Source organism: Dorea longicatena, from assembly GCF_024168045.1.
In the GTDB taxonomy this organism is placed as follows: Bacteria; Bacillota; Clostridia; order Lachnospirales; family Lachnospiraceae; genus Dorea_A.
Window position 1 is genome coordinate 214,714 of record NZ_CP100126.1, and the last position, 20,121, is coordinate 234,834.

Consider the following 20,121-nt stretch of genomic DNA (forward strand, 5'->3'; position numbering starts at 1 on the left):
AAGCTATGAGCTTTGCACATCTTCACGTCCATACAGAGTACAGCCTGTTGGATGGTTCAAATAAAATTAAAGAATGTGTAGCCAGGGTAAAAGAACTCGGGATGAACAGTGTGGCGATTACGGATCATGGTGTGATGTATGGCGTGATTGATTTTTACCGTGCGGCAAAAGCAGCAGGAATCAAACCGGTTCTCGGGTGCGAGGTCTATGTTGCACCGGGATCCCGATTCGATAAAGAAGCTGTCGGAAGCGGTGATGACCGTTACTACCATCTGGTACTTCTGGCAGAAAATGATATCGGATATCACAATCTGATGAAGATCGTATCCAGAGGATTTACGGAAGGCTATTATTATAAACCGAGGGTAGATATTGAAGTACTGCAGGAATTTCACGAAGGGATCATTGCGCTCAGTGCATGTCTGGCCGGTGAGGTACAGAAGAATATCCTGCGTGGGATGTATGAAGAAGGGAAGGCAGCAGCACTCCGGTATCAGGACATTTTCGGAAAAGGAAATTTTTTCCTGGAACTGCAGGATCATGGGATGCAGGAGCAGCAGATCGTGAATCAGTCGCTCCTTCGTATGGCTCAGGAGACGGGGATTGAGCTTGTTGCGACGAATGATGTACATTATACCTATGCCGAAGATGTAAAGCCACATGATATTCTGCTGTGTATCCAGACTGGAAAGAAACTGGAAGATGAAGACCGTATGCGGTATGAGGGCGGACAGTATTATATTAAGTCTGAGGAAGAGATGCGGCAGTTGTTTCCGTATGCGCTGCAGGCACTGGAGAATACACAGAAGATTGCGGACCGTTGTAATGTGGAGATTGAATTCGGTGTTACAAAATTGCCGAAATATGATGTGCCGGAGGGATATACTTCCTGGGAATATCTGAATAAGCTTTGCTTTGATGGCCTGAAAGAACGTTATCCGGACGGGGATCATTCGCTGAAAGAACGTCTGGAGTATGAGTTGTCGGTCATTCAATCTATGGGATATGTGGATTATTTTCTGATCGTGTGGGATTTTATCAATTATGCAAGAACACAGGGAATCAAGGTCGGACCGGGACGAGGTTCGGCGGCAGGAAGTATCGTATCGTATTGTCTGGGAATCACAAGTATTGATCCGATCAAGTATCAGCTGCTGTTCGAGCGGTTCCTGAACCCGGAACGAGTATCCATGCCTGATATTGACGTGGACTTCTGTTTCGAAAGGCGGCAGGAAGTTATCGACTATGTAGGAAGAAAGTACGGTGCAGACCGGGTGGTACAGATCGTAACTTTTGGTACGATGGCGGCCCGCGGAGTCATCCGTGATGTGGGACGTGTGATGGATCTTCCATATGCATTTGTAGACAGCATTGCGAAGATGGTGCCGACAGAGCTGAATATTACGTTAGATAAAGCTCTGAAGATGAATCCGGAATTCAAGAAACTGTATCAGGAAGATGAACAGGTAAAGGAACTGATCGATATGTCGAGAAGACTGGAAGGTCTTCCGAGACATACATCCATGCATGCGGCAGGTGTCGTGATCGGTCAGAGGGCAATAGAGGAGTTTGTGCCTCTTTCACTTGGATCCGATGGCTCTGTGACGACACAGTTTACCATGACAACCCTGGAAGAACTGGGACTTTTGAAGATGGATTTCCTGGGACTCCGTACATTAACAGTTATCCAGGATGCAGAACGTCTGGCAGGTATCAGCAGTGGAAAGACGATTGATATCAATAAGATAGATTATGATGATAAAGCAGTCCTTGCATCCATCGGAACAGGAAAGACGGACGGAGTATTCCAGCTTGAAAGCGCCGGTATGAAGAACTTCATGAAGGAACTGAAGCCACAGAATCTGGAAGATATTATCGCCGGTATTTCGTTATATCGTCCGGGTCCGATGGACTTCATCCCGCAGTATATCAAAGGCAAGAATAACCCGGAAAGCATTACCTATGACTGCCCGCAGCTGGAGCCGATCCTTGCGCCGACTTATGGCTGTATCGTATATCAGGAGCAGGTTATGCAGATCGTGCGTGATCTGGCAGGTTATACACTCGGACGAAGTGACCTCCTGCGAAGAGCAATGTCCAAGAAGAAGGGCGACGTCATGCAGAAAGAACGTCAGAACTTTGTGTATGGGAATCCGGATGAGGGCGTACCAGGCTGTATTGCCAATGGAATCGACGAGAAGACGGCAAATAAGATCTATGATGAAATGATTGATTTTGCCAAATATGCATTTAACAAGTCGCATGCTGCGGCATATGCGGTGGTATCTTATCAGACAGCCTGGTTAAAATATTATTATCCGGTAGAATTTATGGCAGCACTTATGACTTCCGTGATCGATAATCCGGGGAAAGTGTCAGAGTATATTTACAGCTGCCGGCAGATGGGAATTAAGATCCTTCCGCCGGATATCAATAAAGGAGAGGGAAGCTTCTCCGTTGACAGCGGTAACATCCGTTATGGCCTGGCGGCGATCAAGAGTATCGGAAAGCCGGTGATAGAATCGATCATCAAAGAAAGAAAAAACGGAGGGCCATTCAGCAACCTGAAAGACTTTATCGAGCGGCTGTCCGGAAAAGAGGTCAATAAGCGTACGATAGAAAGCTTTATCAAGTCCGGAGCATTTGACAGTCTGGGTGGTACAAGAAAGCAGTTCATGGTGGTCTATGTGCAGATTCTGGATCAGGTGAACCGGGAGCGGAAATACTCTATGACGGGACAGCTTTCACTGTTCGATATCGTAAGTGATGATCAGAAATCAGAATTTGATATACCACTTCCGGATGTTGGCGAGTATGAAAAAGAGACAAAGCTTGCATTTGAAAAAGAAGTGCTCGGAGTATATCTGAGCGGACACCCACTGGAAGACTATGAAGAAAAATGGAGAAAAAATATATCCAGGACGACGTTGGATTTCCAACTGGATGATGAAACCGGAAGAACGAAGGTGCATGACGGCGCAAAAGAGATTGTCGGAGGTATGATTACGAATAAGACGATCAAGTATACTAAGACAAATAAAGTGATGGCATTTATCACACTGGAAGATCTGGTTGGATCGGTAGAAGTCGTGATCTTCCCGAGAGATTTTGAAAAGAATCAGATATATCTGAATGAGGAAGCCAAGGTATTCATCAAGGGCCGTGTATCAGAGGAAGATGATGCAGCGAGCAAACTGATCTGCGAACAGGTGATTCCATTTGCTCAGACGAGAAAAGAATTATGGCTGCAGTATCCGGATAAAGAGACATATCTTCGGCAGGAAGGAATGCTGCAGGATATTTTGAAAGTCTCTGAAGGAATGGATGAAGTTATCATTTATTGCAAAAAAGAAAAAGCAGTAAAACGCCTGCCAAAAGGCTGGAATGTGACAGCAGATGAGGTGTTGTTGAGCAGATTGACGAATTATCTTGGTGAAAGTTGTGTAAAAGTTATAGAAAAACCCATTGAAAGCGTGCATTAATTCATGTACAATATCATCGGAGAGAAATGATAATGGTTAAAAGATAATTGGAACAAACTAATACAATGGAGGAATGAATCATGGCAGACAAAAAAGTAATTCGTACAATAGGTGTATTGACAAGTGGTGGAGATGCTCCTGGAATGAACGCAGCAATCCGTGCCGTTGTTCGTACAGCACTGAGTAAAGGACTGAAAGTAAGAGGTATCAGAAGAGGATATCAGGGACTTTTAAACGAGGAAATTATCGATCTGTCAGCCAGAGACGTATCCGATACAATTGAGCGTGGAGGTACAATTCTTCAGACAGCCCGTTGTGCAGAGATGCGTACAGAGGAAGGTCAGCAGAAAGCAGCAGCTATCTGTAAAAAATATGGTATTGATGGTCTGGTAGTCATCGGTGGTGACGGATCATTTGCCGGAGCTCAGAAACTTGCTAACTTCGGAATCAACACAATCGGACTTCCGGGAACGATCGATCTGGATATTGCCTGTACGGAATATACAATCGGATTCGATACAGCCGTTAATACAGCTATGCAGGCTATTGACAAAGTACGTGATACATCAACTTCTCATGAGAGATGCTCTATCATCGAGGTTATGGGTAGAGATGCAGGATACCTTGCACTGTGGTGCGGTATTGCAAACGGAGCAGAGAAGATCCTGATGCCTGAAGAGCATGATTATGACGAAGAGAAGATCATTGAAGATATTCAGGAATCAAGAAAACGTGGAAAGAAGAACTACATCATCATCAATGCAGAGGGTGTTGGAGATTCTATGAACATGGCTAAGAGAATTGAAGAAGCAACCGGTATGGAGACAAGAGCAACGATTCTCGGACACATGCAGCGTGGTGGAAGCCCGACATGTAAAGACAGAGTATACGCTTCTATCATGGGAGCAAAAGCCGTAGATCTTCTGCTTGAAGGAAAGACAAACCGTGTTGTAGGTTACAAACATGGCGAGTATGTAGACTTCGATATTGATGAAGCACTTGGAATGACAAAAGGAATTCCTGCTTACCAGTATGAGATTGCAAAAGAGCTGGCTCTGTAATCAGAAAATAAAATAGAAAATTATAAAAAAGTTATCTGTCCGGATACAATGGCGTAAAGCTATGTGTCCGGATGGGTAACTTTTTTGTTTCTGAGGATTATTTCAGAAGCGGAAGAAAAGGATTTTATAAAGTATGATTACAAAAGACAGGACGGATATTGTATAAATTGTAAGAAAATAATGGACATAGAATGTCGAAAGTTCGAAAATTAAACCAAAAATAAAAAAAGATATGATATACTGAGGTCATTAGTTAGGTATGAGGTGGTTAAAGTGTTAAAAGTACTGATAACAGACGATGAACAGATGATATGTAATTTGATTGCAAATATCCTGGACTGGGAGGATATGGGATTTCAGATCATAGGGATGGCCAATACGGGAACGGATGCATTTGATATTATTCAGAAAGAAAAGCCGGATGTAGTCATCAGCGATATCCGGATGCCCGGGTATGATGGAATTCAGCTGATCCAGAAGACGGCAGAGGCAGGAATACAGGCAGTATTTGTAATGATCAGCGGGTATAAACAGTTCGAATATGCACAGAATGCAATGAAATACGGGGTCAAATATTATCTGCTGAAGCCGATTAGCGAAGAGAAACTAAGAGAAACGATGATGGAGATAGGCAGAGAACTGGATGTGAAACAACAGAAGATCGTAGAAGAACGACATCTGCGCCGGAAGGTACAGGAAGCGAGGGACAAGATGAAGAGACGTTTCCTGACTACCGTTTTGGCGGCAAATGAGAAAGACAATCTGGAGTCAGATATCAGCCGAAATGCAGTCAACGCGGAATACAATACAGAATTTAAAGATGGAGAATACAGAGCCGTTTTTGTAAAAGTGGATATCCGTGGCGCGGTTGGAAAAAGTGCGGAATATCTGCAGGATAAAATCGAACAGTATGTGGAGAAATTTGGAAAAGATTTCTCTGAATCGATCAGTACATATACACATTCAGGCATTGTGGTACTTTTTAATTATAAAAACGAGGATGAAGAGGAAATAAAAAGAAAGATTGAAGAGCTGTGGACAGATCTGGATGATTACGTCAAGAATTTTGAAGGATTTTCGGTTGTGATCGGAGTGAGTGAAGCAACCGGACAATTCAAAGAGACAAGAAAATGCATTGTCGAATCCATGGATGCAGTAAAATACAGGATCAAAAACCCGGAGAGCAAGATTCTTTATTATGATGAATTTGATTATCAGAGAAGACCGGTCGGAACAATTATTACACCGGTGAAAAGACAGAATTATCTTGCAAAAATAGAAAGCGGATCGGCGGAAGATGCGGCTGCATGTATAGATGAGGCGGTAAGGATGATCCGCTATGAGATTACCAACTATTCACCGGTTATGCTGTATGATACCCTGATCTACTATGTGGATCTGTTGAATAAGACGTTGGATAAAGCACAGAAAGAAAAGATGGAAGAATACTTCGAACAGTGGAACGAACGGATCGACAATGAACGGACAGAATTAAAGCTGACCGAAGCGACGAAAGCATATGTGACAAAAGTGATCCAGTATGTGCAAGAAGAAAAGAAAGACAAAGACATCAGACCGGTAAGAGAAGTCAAAACATATCTAGAAGAAAATTATCATCAGGAGATCAGCCTGAATGATCTGGCAGATATAGTAAGTCTGAATGCTTCATATCTGAGTGCACTGTTTAAAAAAGAAACCGGGATGACTTATACGGAATATGTGATGTTCTGCAGACTTGAAAAAGCAAAGGAATTATTGGCAGATACCGGAAAAAGCATTGCGGAGATCGCAGATGCTGTCGGCTATCATGATACCAGACATTTCAGCAAACTGTTTACAAGAAATATAGGATTAAAACCATCCGAATACAGAAAATTGTATTCTTAATGGAGATGTAATATGCGGAAAAAGGAAGTAAGCTATTCAAAGAAAACAATCGTCAGACTGATATGGACAGGAATCCTGGTTGCCGGAGTGATTATTCTGACGATGGGAGCGGTATGTTTTGCCGGAAGACTGAGTATGAAGGTGAAAGTCGGGCTTCTAGTGTTTGACTGTATTCTATTTGTGGTCTATTTTGCAGAAGTATACCGGGATATGTACCGCCCGTGGTGTGAACTGGAAAAGATAGTTCATGAACGGAAGGACAGGAAGACAGAGACGCTTGCGGATGCCAATATTGCCCAGAGAGACCTAATCAAAGAAATTCAGGAAATCATATCTTCTCTGGAAAATATAACGATCCGACAGAAAAATGCAGAGATACTGATGAAGGTGGCAGAGATCAATAATCTTCAGGATCAGATCAATCCACATTTCCTTTATAATACACTGGAAGTTATAAGGGGAGAGGCCCTGATCAACGGGGATAAAAAAGTGGCAGAGATGACGGAGGCGCTGGCGAATTACTTTAGATATAACATCAGCCGGAAAGAAACATTTGTATACCTGAAAGATGAACTGAAGAATATCTGTAACTACTTCAAAATCCAGCAGCACCGATTCGGTGACCGTATTTCTTTTGAAATCGTCTATCACGGGATAGCGGAAAAGGATGTTCAGAACTGTTATATACCAAAACTGATTTTACAGCCGATCGTGGAGAACAGCATTTATCATGGTCTGGAGATGAAGATTGGAGGAGGCGTGATCAAGATCCATATATCTTCGGCGGATGATAAGCTGATGCTGACGATCGCTGATGATGGCCTTGGGATGACACAGGAAGATTTGGATAAGCTGAATCGGGATGTAGATGCTGGAAAAACAGATGAAAATGCGGCGGGCAGTCATAACGGAGTGGCTTTACAGAATATCAAACGAAGATTGAAACTGTACTGGGGAAAGGAAGCGTATATGATCGCAACCAGTACGTTGAATTACGGGACGGAGATGCACCTGATGCTGCCACTGTTATTCACAAAAGAGGATTACATGAAGAGTTAATGAAGAAGAATATTTTAATATTAAAACAGATATGCAAATGCATACAGAAGAAGACGGTACTGAATCAATTCTATATGAATATCCAGAACGGAGAAATTGTTAATCTGATCGGGATGGAAGACAGCGGGAAGGAAGATGTATTTTCCATTCTGTTCGGGCAGGAGAAGATTGACAGCGGGGAGATCGTGTTCAATCGCAGGAGTTATACACAGATGAGTCAAAGAATCGTGGAACATGCGGGTGGTATCTTTTTTATCAATAATGATGAACCGATGGTTGCGGAATTGTCTGTTGCGGAGAATTTGTATATCGTTGAGAAGATGAATTATTTCAAACGGAGCGTGTCACGAAAAAAGATGGAGACACAGGCGCAGTTTGTCTTTGCCAAATTCGGTATCGACATTGCGCCAGGGAAAAAAGTGGGAGAACTGAATGCATTCGAACAGCGTATCCTGAGAGTACTGCGGGCATATGTCAAGCGGGCAAAGCTGATTGTGATCAATGACCTGATGGATGATTATCTTTGGCAGAGGATGGATAAGATTATCAGGATATTGAATCAGATCAAAGAAGAGGGGACCTCGATCTTATGGATTAACAGTTATCCGGACAAGATTACCGAGATCGCAGACAAGACTTATGTGATCCGGCAGGGGAAAAATGTCACCACATTTTATAAAGGGGAATACGAGAAAGAGAAAATACTGAATTGCATGACCGGAAGTGCGAATACAGCAGAAAAAGATCTGAAACATAGTCTTAAGAACACCTATGCATTTGAGGTCAGAGACTTGAGTAACTTTTATATCAGTAGTACAACCTTTGGCTGCAGAAGCGGTGAAATACTTGGAATCTATGACGTACAGAACAAATTTAGCCGGGAACTCAGAAGGACATTGTTGGGAAGAAGATTTTATAACGGTTCTATCAGGATTGGCGGAAAAGAATATCAAGCAGAGCAGGAATATGGAGCTGTCCGGAGCGGGCTTGGAATCATAGACGGAAGTAAATATCAGGATCATATATTTGAAGAACTGACGATTCTGGAGAATATAGAATTGCCAATATATAAGAAAAATGCGAGAAAACGAATGTTTGTAAACAGCAGAGTTACAGAGTATATCAGACAAAAAGAATATGAATTTTTGGATTTGAAGAAGAGGAACATCCAGGATAAGGCAATCGGTCTGACCAAAGGAGAGGCCATGAGGCTGATTTTCCACAGATGGTTGTGGGTGAATCCGAAAGCGATTTGCTGTTTTCAGCCATTTCTGCGGCTGGATGTGGAGAGCAGGGAGTTTTTGTACCGCATTTTTCTGGAATTTGCACATAAAGGGACGGGTGTGATTATAAGTAGTGCAAATGTAGCGGATCTGACACCAATCTGTGATCGGATCATAGAAATTGACGGAAATAAGATAAAAGAATCTGTCGAAAAATCATATTTTCCGGATATGTTCCAAAATTAGACCACTTTTTCCAAAATCCCCCACATTGTTTGAGGATGGGCGGGACAATATAATAGAGACATAATCAATCACTTAAACGAAGGAGGAGAAGAAATGAAAAAGATCGTGAAAAAATTAGTGGCAGCAGCACTTGCATTGACGATGGTTCTGTCAATGGCAGCCTGCAGCATGGGAGATGAGAAGAAAGAATCTTCCGATTCAGGTAAGAAGAGTGACGGAGAGGTAAAAGTCGGATTTGTTGTAAGTGATATGTCGGACGCATTCTTTGCACATCTGATCAAGAACATTGAAAAATATGCGAAAGAAGAAGGCGTAACTTTCACAGCAAAAGAGTGTCCGGAGATCAGCGATAAGATCACAGGAATCGAGAACTTTGTACAGTCAGGATGTGACGTTATTATTTGTCATGTAACAGACGCAGATGCATTAAAAGATGCTGCAACAAGTGCAGAAGATGCAGGTGTACGTTTTATTTCCTATGACTCAGATATCGACGGAACATCAGGATTCATCGGAATCGACAACCATGAATATGGATATGCAATCGGTAAAAATGCAGCAGAATGGATCAACGATAACTTTGAAGAGAACGAAAAAGTTAAAGTTGGTGTCTGCAACTACCCGGATTATCCATTCCTGGTAACAAGAGAAGAAGGTATCCTTGACGCATTAAAAGAACTTGCTCCAAATGCAAATGTAGAAGTAACTGCAAAAGCAGGATACACTCCGGAAGGTGTAGATGTCGGAGATGCATGGGTACAGTCTAACAAAGACTTAAATGTTGTTGTAGGAATCAACGATGCTGGTGTATTAGGTGTATACGAATCATTTAAATCAGCAGGAATTAAAAATGATAAATTAGGTATGTTCGGCGGAGATGCAGTAGATGATGCACTTGCAGCAATCGAAGAAGGCGGAGCTTTCAAAGCAACTGTAAGTACAAACATGCTGAAAAATGCTAACTATTTCATCGATATGGCAGTTGAACTTGCTAAGAACGGAAAATTAGAAGAAAGAGAAAAATTATTCCCATTAGAAGGAATTACTGCAGATAACGTAGCAGAATATAAGAAGAGCATCGAAGAGTAGCAGACGAAGAAAGAACGTATGGAAGATTAATGGTATGAGGCGTCGTACTCATACCATTAATTTTTCCAGAAAGAGCATAAGGACGGTGAAGCTATATGGAAAACATTTTGGAAATAAAAGATGTTACAAAACGATATCCGGGCGTAGTTGCTTTAAATCACGTTTCTTTTGAAGTTGCGAAGGGCGAGGTACATGCACTGGTAGGAGAAAACGGTGCAGGTAAATCGACGATGATTAAAACGATTACGGGGGCAATCACACCAGATGAAGGTAAAGTTATTTATGAGGGAAAAGAATATACAGAACTGAATCCGATCTTATCGAGCCAGATCGGAATCGAAGCAATCTACCAGGAATTCAATCTGGCACCGGAACTGACTGTACAGGAAAATATATATATGGGTACGAAAGTCAACCAGAGCATATTCATTGACCGAAAGGAACTGGCAGAGCGTACAAAAAAGATATTAAAAGAATTAAATACGAATATTGATCCAAATGTAAGAATCAAAGATTTGACTGTAGCGTATATGCAGCTGGTAGAGATCGCAAAGGCACTGGCAAAAAATGTAAAGCTTCTGATCATGGATGAGCCGACGGCACCGCTTACGGATAATGAAGTTGAGATTTTATTTAAACTCGTAAGGAATCTGAAAAAAAGGGGCGTTTCGATTATTTATATCTCTCACCGTATGGACGAGATATTTGAACTGGCTGACCGCATTACGGTAATGCGTGACGGCGAAGTAATCAAAACAGTTAACAAAGAAGATACGAATAAGAATCAGTTAATATATGATATGGTTGGCCGTAAACTGACAGAGACCTATCCGGAAAGACATCCAAAATTAGGAAAAACATTGCTGGAAGTAAAGAATCTGTGCGGATCATCCAATGAAGAGACAACATTCTCCGTCCGTGAGGGTGAGATCGTCGGACTGGCAGGATTGGTCGGTGCTGGCAGAACAGAAATCGCAAGATTGATCATCGGAGCAGATAAAAAATATTCCGGTACGGTCTGCGTAGACGGAAAAGAAGTTACCATACATTCTCCGAAAGATGCGATCCAGCATGGAATTGCATATGTTTCGGAAGACCGTAAGAATCAAGGAGTACTTCTGAAGATGTCGATCCGGTGGAACATTACATTGCCAATCTTAAGAGAACTGTCAAAGATGACATTCATTAATTTTAAAGAGGAAAATAAGTGTGTAGACAAATACAAAGATGCACTTCGGATAAAAACTCCTTCCATCAATCAACTGGTAGGAAATCTGTCAGGAGGTAACCAACAGAAAGTTGCAGTTGCGAAATGGTTGGCAAGCGAGTCGAAGATCCTGATACTGGATGAGCCAACAAGAGGTATCGACGTAGGGGCAAAACAGGAGATTTACGAACTGATCAACCGTCTGACGGACGAAGGGCTTGCAATCATCATGATCTCATCAGAGATGGAAGAGATCATGGGAATGTCAGACAGAATGCTGGTCATGGCAGAAGGACGAATTGTAGGCGAACTTGACAGAGAAGAATTCTCGCAGAATCAGATTATGAAGTATGCGTCGAATATAACGGACTAAGATGGGAGGAAGAGATATGGATAAGTTGAAAAGCTTTATAAAACAATACTTTGTTTTGGTAATATTAATAGTACTGATTATTTTATTTGGATGTTTGCGGCCAGAGTCATTCTTGACGATGTCGAATATGTTTACGGTTATCAGACAATCTTCGATCATGGGAATTGCAACGATCGGACTGTTATTTGTAATGGTTGCAGGTGGTATCGACCTGTCGCTTGGTTCCGTTATTTCCGTTGAATCGGTACTGGTTGCAGTATTATTGACCAAGTTCGGATGGGGACTGTTACCGGCTTACTTATGCGGACTTGCCGGTGGAACACTGGTTGGACTGGTTACAGGAGCGATCATTGTAAAGACAGGAATCTTCCCGATGATCGGAACACTGGCACTTCAGATCATCTTACAGGGAATTGCATACCTCGTATGCGGAGGAATGCCGGTATCTAATCTGCCGCTGAATGCAAAGATGATCGGACAGGGTTATATCGGACCAATCCCAATCCCGGTAATCGTATTCATTATTGTGATTATTATCGCGGCACTGGTACTGAACCGTACATATATCGGAAGACACTTCTACGCAATCGGAAGTAACGAAGAAGCAGCAAGATTATCCGGTATCAATACGAATAAATTAAAAGTTGCTACATATGCAATCGGTGGATTCTTATCAGGACTTGCCGGAATCATCATGCTGGCACGTATCAGTTCCGGACAGCCGACAGCAGGAAAGAATATGGAGATGGACTGTCTGACAGCAGCAGTCATCGGTGGTGTCAGTCTGACAGGCGGAGAAGGAAAAATCTCTACAGCTGTATGTGGCGTACTGATCATCGGAGTTCTGACCAATGGTATGACAATCATGAATATCAGCGAATATTATCAGTTGGTCATCAGAGGATGCATCTTCCTTGGAGCTGTATGTCTGGATGGAATCCAGAAACAGATTGCAGGAGGAAAGAAGGTTAAGAAAGCAGCATAGATCAAATCATAGATATATCCTCGCGCAGGGATGTGGTGTAAACCACATCTTTGTGTTATTCGGAAGAGTGTATGAAAGAAAATAGGGAAAGGCAGGGGAAGACATGACAAATTACAGAAAATTCATGGAACCGGAATATGGAGAGCCGGCACCAGAGGTAATCATTTATCCATCTCAGGAAATGGATATGGAACATCTAGCAAGATGGAGAAAAAAGAATGATTATGAATCTGTTGCTGAGATAACGGAAGAAATCAGGCATTGCATCTGTTATCCGAATCTGATGAAGATTGATACAGAAGATGTAAAGATTTTGGGACCGCAAGGAAATGTGAATACAAGAATCTACAAACCAGAAGGGGAAGAACTATTTCCAGTTCTGATCTATTACCATGGCGGAAGTTTTTCGATGAACAGTATAGAAGTATATGAGTATGTGTGCAGATATCTTGCATATACCGGTAATATGATTGTGGTGGCACCAGATTATCATCTGGCGCCGGAGTATAAGTTTCCGGCAGGACTAAATGAGGCATATGAAACTCTAGTATGGACAAAAAATAATATTGGATTATACTATGGAGATGAGGGAAATATTAGTGTGGCAGGTGATAGTTCTGGCGGAAATTTTGCAGCAGCAGTTTCGATTATGGCAAGGGATCAAGAAGGACCGAAAATTCGGAAACAGATACTCTTCTATCCACTGACCACAAATTATGAAGAAGAAATCACAGATTCAGAACAACATTATCAAGTCGGATATTTTCTTAATTATAATTGTATGAATAATCCGATGGCACATTATTTTGAAAATGAGGAAGATGTTAAAAATTCATTAGCATCGCCACTGTTGGAAGATAATTTGAAAGGACTTCCGCCTGCGTGTTTTATTTCGGCGGAATGTGATCCACTTTTAGATCAGGGCTTACAGTATGCGGCGAAACTTCAAGATGCAGGAGTGAAGGTAGAATATCATATTTTGAAAGGGATGCTTCATGGATTCATTAATCGTACTTATGGAAAAAGCTTTGAAGCATTGGAATTAGCAGCTGACTTTGTTAATAATTAAATCTTTGCTGCCTGCCTGTAACAAGCGAACATTTTTCATGATGTTTTGTGCCTTGAGCAGTGCGAAAGGAATGAATGTAAAAATGGATAAAACGTGGACAACAATTTTTTATCAGGAAACAAATCCAGTAAGAAGAATGGAATTGTTGAGAGAAAATACAGGTAATGGAGAAAGGAAAGAAGAACAGTATCGGAACCAACTCTGGATTGCAAGATATGGAAAAAGTAGTCCTGTGAAAGATGAATTTGTAGGATGCCTTTTGGATTTAAAATATCTGGCAGAGGTCATAACGATAGATTGGGGAGGAAAACGAAGAAAGCAGGGAATGCAGATTATTGATACTTTGGGAATGTCGGAAATAGAGAGTCGGGACGAATTGTATCATAAAATTCTTCTAGAAGAACTTCAGAATGTATTTTTGAAATATATTGAGGTTAGCAGAAATGGTCGAGATTTTACATCATTTGTATTTGGAGTGGGACAACTAACAGAAGAAGGAATTGCGAAAAAAATAGCACAACAAATTAATATGATCGCATTTCAGGCACCACATTTGCTTCATATGGACAAAGAGTTTGCATTATTACAGGAAGCAGCACTTTTGGCTTTTAGACAATTATACCCGAATAAAGAATATTTTTCGGAAAATAATCTGCCATTTTAGAATAATCTTATTTCTAAATTTTATGTAGAACGAATGTTTATTTTTATAGTTTGGTCTTTGAGAATTTAAAAATAAAAAATCGCTGAATCCATTGAATTTATTGGATTACAGCGATTTTTTGTTTTTAAAAATGTCGGAGAATTACTACTTGAAAATGCACGTCCAAGACGGTACAATAGTAAAATATGGTGGAGTATTCATAAAAGGAGATTTAATATCGTGGAAAATAAAAACAGGAACACTGCAGCAATCGGTGTGTTTGATTCGGGAGTCGGCGGTTTGACCGTCACAAGAGAGATCATGCGTCAGCTGCCGAATGAAAATGTAGTATATTTTGGGGATACAGCAAGAGTTCCATACGGAAGTAAGTCAAAGAATAACATTATCCGTTTTTCCAGACAGATCATCCGTTTCCTGAAGACAAAGAATGTAAAGGCAATCGTGATCGCATGCAACACGGCCAGTGCACTGGCGCTGGAGACGGTGAAGGAAGAATTTGATATTCCGATCATTGGAGTGATCGTACCCGGAGCAAGAGCTGCCGTAAGAGAGACGAAAAACGGTCAGATCGGCGTACTTGGTACAGAGGCAACGATCAAGAGCGAGACTTATACCAAAGAGATCAGAAAACTTATGCCGGAAGCGGAAGTTATAGGAAAACCATGTCCGTTATTTGTTCCGCTGGTAGAAGAAGGATTTGCAAAGCATAAGATCACAGAAGAAGTGATCGATATCTATCTGTCTGATATGAGAAAGTCGGAGATTGATACACTGATTCTGGGATGTACCCATTATCCGCTTCTCAGATCCCGGATTATGGCATATTTTGGAGAGTCTGTACATATTGTAAATCCGGCGTACGAGACAGCGATGGATTTGAAGCAGATACTGGAAGAGCAGAAAATTGCCAATACATCGGGAGAACCGGCGGCATATGATTTTTATGTCAGTGATGCAGCAGAAAAATTTAAGAAATTTGCCAATTCAATCCTGCCATATGATGTAGATAAGACACAGGCAATTGATATTGAAGATTATTAGGAGAATATATGACAAAAGACGTATTATTAAGTATATCCGGTCTGCATCAGGATGTGACCGGGATAGAAGCGCAGGGTGATGAGCCGGGAAATGAACCGATCGAAGTGATCGCACCTGCGAATTATTATGAAAAAAACGGAAAACATTATGTGATTTATGATGAACTGGTAGAAGGAATTCCGGGAACGATCAAGAATAAGGTCAGAATTATGGATGACCGGAAGGTTGAGATCATTAAGAGCGGGATTACAAATACGCATATGGTATTCGAGAAAGACAAGATCAATATGACACAGTATGAGACACCATACGGTGAGATGATGATCGGGGTATTTACAAAAGATATCCGGTTCGAAGAACAGGATGAAAAGATCACGGTACATGTGAACTATGCGCTGGACATCAACGGAGATCCGGTTGCAGACTGTAATATAGACATAAAAATAACAGCATTGGGTCGATAGGTTCCAATGCTGTTATTTATTAAGTACTTATTTGTTTCTTAATCTTGCAAAAAATCCCTTTTTCTTTTCCGGTACGTCCAGCGGACCTCTTACACCTTTTACTGCTGTGATGTAAATACCGCTGATAGTAGCTTTTACTTCTTTCTTAACCGGAATCAAAGGATAAACCTGTGCGTCGCACATAAGTGTCATGATCTTTGGTCCGACTTTGGCTTTTACTACCGGTACTTTAGAACGACGAAGATACTTTGGTGTATTTTCGATTACGATATCCGGTAAGCCGGCTTCTTTTAATTTCATACGACCTTTATCGATAACCAGGATGGAAACAGTCTGTGCAACTGCATCAAGTTGTGCCTGCTGATCTGCCTGTTTCTTCTCGGCTTTCTTTCCAACGAAATATAATACAACACATGCAACGATCAAAATCACAAGGATTACCAATAATACAATTGTAAATGTCTTCACAATAAACCTCCTATATTCTATATTCCATAACAAATATTCTAACATTGTTTTGGTGGGAGTGCAAGAAGTATACGGGAAAAGTAGACGATTTCAAAATGAAAAATTTGATAAAAGAATGAAATATATGTGAAAATGCTATGAAAGTTTTTCTAAATGTGATATAACAAAATAGTATGCGTAAACGTATACCAAGAAATCAGATGGGATTATGATGCCCACCTTAAAATGAATAATAAAACGAGGTGCACTATGAAAAAGAAAGTGGCAATGTTATTAACAGGTGTTATGGCAGTCTCTCTTATGATGACTGGTTGCCAGTCTGCCAAAGGTCTGGAAACAGAGAATATTAAGATTTCTGTTTATAAAGGCGTTGAAGTAGATAAGGTTGACAAACCAAGTGAAGTAACGGATGATGATGTGAATACACAGATTCAATCAGTACTGGATGAAAATTCGACAACAGAAGAAGTAACAGGCCGTGCAGTAAAGAAAGGTGATACAGCGACAATTGATTTTGTCGGAAAGATGAACGGAGAAGCATTTGACGGCGGATCATCCACAGATTATCCATTGGAGATAGGTTCAAACTCTTTCATCGATGGATTTGAAGACAGTATCATCGGACATAATGCAGGCGATACCTTTGACTGGAACGGAAAGTTTCCGGAGAATTACGGAAGTTCTGACCTGGCAGGAAAAGATGTTACATTTACAATTACAGTAAAATCTATTTCCAAAAAGAAGACACCGAAGCTTACGGACAAGTTTGTAAAGAAGGTGTCAAAGGAATCTAAGACAGTAAAAGAATATAAAGAAGAAGTGAAGAAGTCTCTCGAGGAAGATAACGAGAAGACATATAATGATTCTTTACAGCAGGCAGCATGGCAGAAGGTTCTTGATAATACAAAAGTTAAGAAATACCCTGAGAAAGATGTAAAGAAGATTGAAGATTCTCTGATCTCTCAGTACAAATCTGTTGCAGAAGCTTACAATATGTCATATGATGATCTGATCGAACAGCAGATGGGAACAACTGTTGAGAAATTCGAAAAGCAGGTAACAAAAGCTGCAAAATCCAGTGTAAAGCAGACATTGGTAACAAAGGCAATTGCAGATAAAGAGAACATTAAGTTAGATGATGAGACTTATAAGACAGAGCTTAAGAAGATTGCGGATGCATACGGATACGACAGTGTGAAGGCTCTGAAGAAAGCCGCATCCAAGTCAGAACTGAAAGAGATTGCACTGAATGATCTTGTAAAAGAATGGCTGGCTAACCAGTGCATTCAGGTTGAGACAAGCTCAAGCAGTTCATCAAGCTCGAGTGATTCATCAAGTTCAAGTAGTTCAGACTCAGGCAATTAAGCCGGACTGAATTGAAAGCAAAAGAAAATATAAAGATAAAAAAACTTCCCCGGAGTTTGGTATGCTCCCCGTCAAGAGGACAATAAAAAATAATAAATTTTTGTATCGTCAGCCATGCTATGGCTGGCGATATTTTATGCTGCTTTTGTATATTGCTCATGATATTTCATTGGTGTCATTACATGCAGTTTCCTTTGAAGTCGTTGGTTGTTGTAGTAATCTATGTAATTAGCTATCGCAGTAATCAAAGAGCTTCTGTCATTAAAACGCTGTTTATAATACATTTCTCGTTTTAGAATTCCCCAAAACCCTTCCATTGGTCCATTGTCAATACAGTGGGCAACTCTAGACATACTCTGCTTCATATGATGTTTTTTTAATCTAGTATAAAACTGTGCGCTTGTATATTGAAAGCCTCGATCAGAATGAACTAATGGGTGTGCATCTGGCTCCTGACGAACAGCCTCATCAAACGTGTCCATAACTAATGGATTATCATTATGATCGCTGATTTTAAAGGAAACAATCCTTCTATCATATAAATCTAAAATAGCACTCAGATAAACTTTATGAACTTCTATTCCGTTGTAGTATTTAAATTCAGAAACATCTGTAAGCCACTTTTCATTCGGTTTTTCGGCGTGAAATTCACGGTGTAAATAGTTTTTTGCTATGTGATCAGGATTTCTGTCTCCTCTGGTACAACTCTTAGGTTTCCATTTAATATTTGATTTTATATCGTATTTCCTACAAATACGAAGTACTCGTTTATCATTCACATGAATTCCTTTATGTCCATCTAATTCATCACGAATCCTTCGGTATCCCATATCTGGATGCTGGTGATGAATCCTTTGGATTTCAGTGGATAGTCTTTCGTTTCGAAGTTCATTATTACTTTTCGGATATTTTCCCCAGCGGTAATACGCAGAACGTGTAACATTAAGATATTTACAAAGTCTATCTATGGGATAATGCTTAGTAGACGATAGTTTTTGGATGGCTTCATATTCGGCTAACCGATGGATTAAAGATAGCGACCCCTCCTTTCCAGTTCTCTGACTTTTTTTAACAGATCATTCTCCATTTGTAAGTCTAGATTTCTTCTTTCCAGTTCAGCTATCTTGTCACGTAGCTCTTCTTCAGGTGTTCTGCTTGGAAGAGAAGCTATACGACGTCCACGTCTGTCTTCCAGACCCGCTTGACCCATCTTTTCGTATCGTATTACCCAATTGCGAACTTGTTGATAGGAACAATCATATTTGAGTGCCATTGCACCATAATTCTTATCATTTGCAAGACAATCTGTTACTATTTTTAATCTCTCATCAAGTGTAGTGTTCTTTGCCTTTTTCATGTAAGCACCTCCAGTGGATGTTTTTAATATTCCACCAGAATTATACACCTTAATCCAATCGGAAAGCTGTCTGTGTGAACGAATTCCGTATTTTGTGCAAATATCCTGAAGAGATCCTTCTCCGTTAAGATAATCATTTATAGCAGATATTTTTAAATCTTTTGAATAAGATTTGTTTTTCGGTTGATTGAGTAATCCAGTTGGTCCATCATACTGATAAATAGAAATCCAATTTCGAATACTATGATGATCAACTCCTAATTCTTTTCCTGCTTGCTGTATGCCAATTTCTCCTGCAAGGTAGCGTTCGACTATTTTTACTTTTTCTACTGGTTCTATCTTACTCTTTCTGAACATGAAAATACCCCCATATAGGACTTTTATATTTCATTGTCCTATATGAGGGTAGCATATCAGTTTCTGGCATGGCACCATTCTGGTGCGGCAGAATAGACGGGGAGTTTTTTTATCTTAAGCATTATCCGGAAAGATTTCTTTCCACTCACCGGGACGCAGCGATTCATCAAGTACAATATTTCCGATGGAAATGCGTTTCAATTCAATCACGCAGCAGTGGACCGATTTCATCATGCGCCGGATCTGACGTTTCTTCCCTTCGGAAATGGTAATTATTCCATAGGTAACAGGGTGTTCAGGACGGTTTTTGTGGATATCTTTCTGAATCTCCACCGGTAATGTGGAAAGAATATCGGACATTACCGCATGTCCTGTTACGGTAATTTCAGCCGGGACGGTCGGGGTATCGGCGCCTTTCAGAATGACACCTGTTTCCAGCTTGTGTACCAGTTCCGGTGTCAGATTGCCGAGAAGGGTGAATTCATAAGTTTTCTCTTTGTGATAGGAAGGATGAGTGAGCTTCTGATTGAAGATACCGTCATCCGTGATCAGGAGAAGTCCGGTCGTCTCACGGTCAAGGCGTCCGACCGGAGAAAGCCTGTCATTATGTAATTCTTCAAAATAGTCCATAACCGTCGGATAGCGGTCATCGCGTCTGGCAGTGACACAGCCGAAAGGTTTGTGAAACATGTAGTAGTGAGGCATTGTTGTGACTCCTTTATTG

At 40.9% G+C, this 20,121-nt stretch carries 17 protein-coding genes; 13 read left to right on the forward strand and 4 right to left on the reverse strand.

All coding sequences use genetic code 11. From position 1 onward, the window contains the following. Window positions 1-5 precede the first annotated feature (5 nt). The 12 genes from NKF87_RS01000 (at window position 6) to NKF87_RS01055 (ending at window position 15,850) form a co-directional block, all read left to right on the forward strand. Entirely contained in the window at window positions 6-3,482 is a 3,477-nt protein-coding gene (locus tag NKF87_RS01000; RefSeq protein WP_117598597.1) for a DNA polymerase III subunit alpha, read from the forward strand. 80 nt (window positions 3,483-3,562) lie between these two features. Next, complete coding sequence (gene pfkA / locus NKF87_RS01005) at window positions 3,563-4,543, forward strand: 6-phosphofructokinase (protein WP_055284172.1); 981 nt, start codon at window positions 3,563-3,565, stop codon at window positions 4,541-4,543. Between the two features lie 273 nt (window positions 4,544-4,816). Next, on the forward strand, window positions 4,817-6,430 hold the full coding sequence (locus tag NKF87_RS01010) for a response regulator transcription factor (protein ID WP_117598598.1): 1,614 nt from the start codon (window positions 4,817-4,819) through the stop codon (window positions 6,428-6,430). 12 nt (window positions 6,431-6,442) lie between these two features. Next, window positions 6,443-7,489, forward strand: coding sequence for a sensor histidine kinase (locus NKF87_RS01015; protein ID WP_055284174.1), 1,047 nt, complete (start codon window positions 6,443-6,445; stop codon window positions 7,487-7,489). Continuing rightward, window positions 7,489-8,958, forward strand: coding sequence for an ATP-binding cassette domain-containing protein (locus tag NKF87_RS01020; RefSeq protein ID WP_055284175.1), 1,470 nt, complete (start codon window positions 7,489-7,491; stop codon window positions 8,956-8,958). Before NKF87_RS01015 ends, NKF87_RS01020 begins: the two co-directional genes overlap by 1 nt. 93 nt (window positions 8,959-9,051) lie before the next feature. Beyond that, window positions 9,052-10,047 carry a sugar ABC transporter substrate-binding protein gene (locus tag NKF87_RS01025; RefSeq protein WP_055284176.1) on the forward strand — a complete coding sequence of 332 codons (996 nt, stop codon included), beginning with the start codon at window positions 9,052-9,054 and terminating at the stop codon, window positions 10,045-10,047. 95 nt (window positions 10,048-10,142) lie between these two features. Then, on the forward strand, window positions 10,143-11,627 hold the full coding sequence (locus NKF87_RS01030; protein ID WP_055284177.1) for a sugar ABC transporter ATP-binding protein: 1,485 nt from the start codon (window positions 10,143-10,145) through the stop codon (window positions 11,625-11,627). 16 nt (window positions 11,628-11,643) lie between these two features. Then, window positions 11,644-12,612, forward strand: a complete 969-nt coding sequence (locus NKF87_RS01035) for an ABC transporter permease (RefSeq protein WP_055284178.1) — start codon at window positions 11,644-11,646, stop codon at window positions 12,610-12,612. A gap of 103 nt (window positions 12,613-12,715) precedes the next feature. Then, window positions 12,716-13,681, forward strand: a complete 966-nt coding sequence (locus NKF87_RS01040; protein ID WP_055284179.1) for an alpha/beta hydrolase — start codon at window positions 12,716-12,718, stop codon at window positions 13,679-13,681. Window positions 13,682-13,751: 70 nt separating this feature from the next. After that, window positions 13,752-14,345, forward strand: coding sequence for a DUF6553 family protein (locus tag NKF87_RS01045; protein WP_242859260.1), 594 nt, complete (start codon window positions 13,752-13,754; stop codon window positions 14,343-14,345). 219 nt (window positions 14,346-14,564) lie between these two features. Beyond that, a complete protein-coding gene (murI, locus tag NKF87_RS01050; protein ID WP_055284180.1) occupies window positions 14,565-15,386 on the forward strand; it encodes a glutamate racemase in 822 nt (273 codons plus the stop codon). Window positions 15,387-15,394: 8 nt separating this feature from the next. Next, window positions 15,395-15,850, forward strand: coding sequence for a DUF1934 domain-containing protein (locus NKF87_RS01055; protein ID WP_055284181.1), 456 nt, complete (start codon window positions 15,395-15,397; stop codon window positions 15,848-15,850). Window positions 15,851-15,877: 27 nt separating this feature from the next. Here NKF87_RS01055 and NKF87_RS01060 read toward each other — a convergent pair whose 3' ends face one another. Beyond that, window positions 15,878-16,318 (reverse strand): hypothetical protein, encoded by a 441-nt coding sequence (locus NKF87_RS01060; RefSeq protein WP_055284182.1) that lies wholly within the window; start codon window positions 16,316-16,318, stop codon window positions 15,878-15,880. 249 nt (window positions 16,319-16,567) lie between these two features. On the opposite strand from NKF87_RS01060, the gene tig reads away from it, so the two are divergent. Next, window positions 16,568-17,683, forward strand: coding sequence for a trigger factor (tig, locus tag NKF87_RS01065; protein ID WP_242859261.1), 1,116 nt, complete (start codon window positions 16,568-16,570; stop codon window positions 17,681-17,683). A 134-nt stretch (window positions 17,684-17,817) separates the two neighbouring features. Here tig and NKF87_RS01070 read toward each other — a convergent pair whose 3' ends face one another. The 3 genes from NKF87_RS01070 to NKF87_RS01080 form a co-directional block, all read right to left on the reverse strand. Further along, window positions 17,818-18,711 (reverse strand): IS3 family transposase, encoded by an 894-nt coding sequence (locus NKF87_RS01070; protein ID WP_226851847.1) that lies wholly within the window; start codon window positions 18,709-18,711, stop codon window positions 17,818-17,820. After that, window positions 18,711-19,397, reverse strand: coding sequence for a helix-turn-helix domain-containing protein (locus NKF87_RS01075; RefSeq protein WP_006426148.1), 687 nt, complete (start codon window positions 19,395-19,397; stop codon window positions 18,711-18,713). The genes NKF87_RS01070 and NKF87_RS01075 overlap by 1 nt, the downstream gene beginning before the upstream one ends. 114 nt (window positions 19,398-19,511) lie before the next feature. Then, the gene (locus NKF87_RS01080; RefSeq protein WP_226853323.1) at window positions 19,512-20,102 is read right to left on the reverse strand and encodes a pseudouridine synthase; all 591 of its coding nucleotides are present in this window, start codon (window positions 20,100-20,102) and stop codon (window positions 19,512-19,514) included. Between the last annotated feature and the right edge of the window lie 19 nt (window positions 20,103-20,121).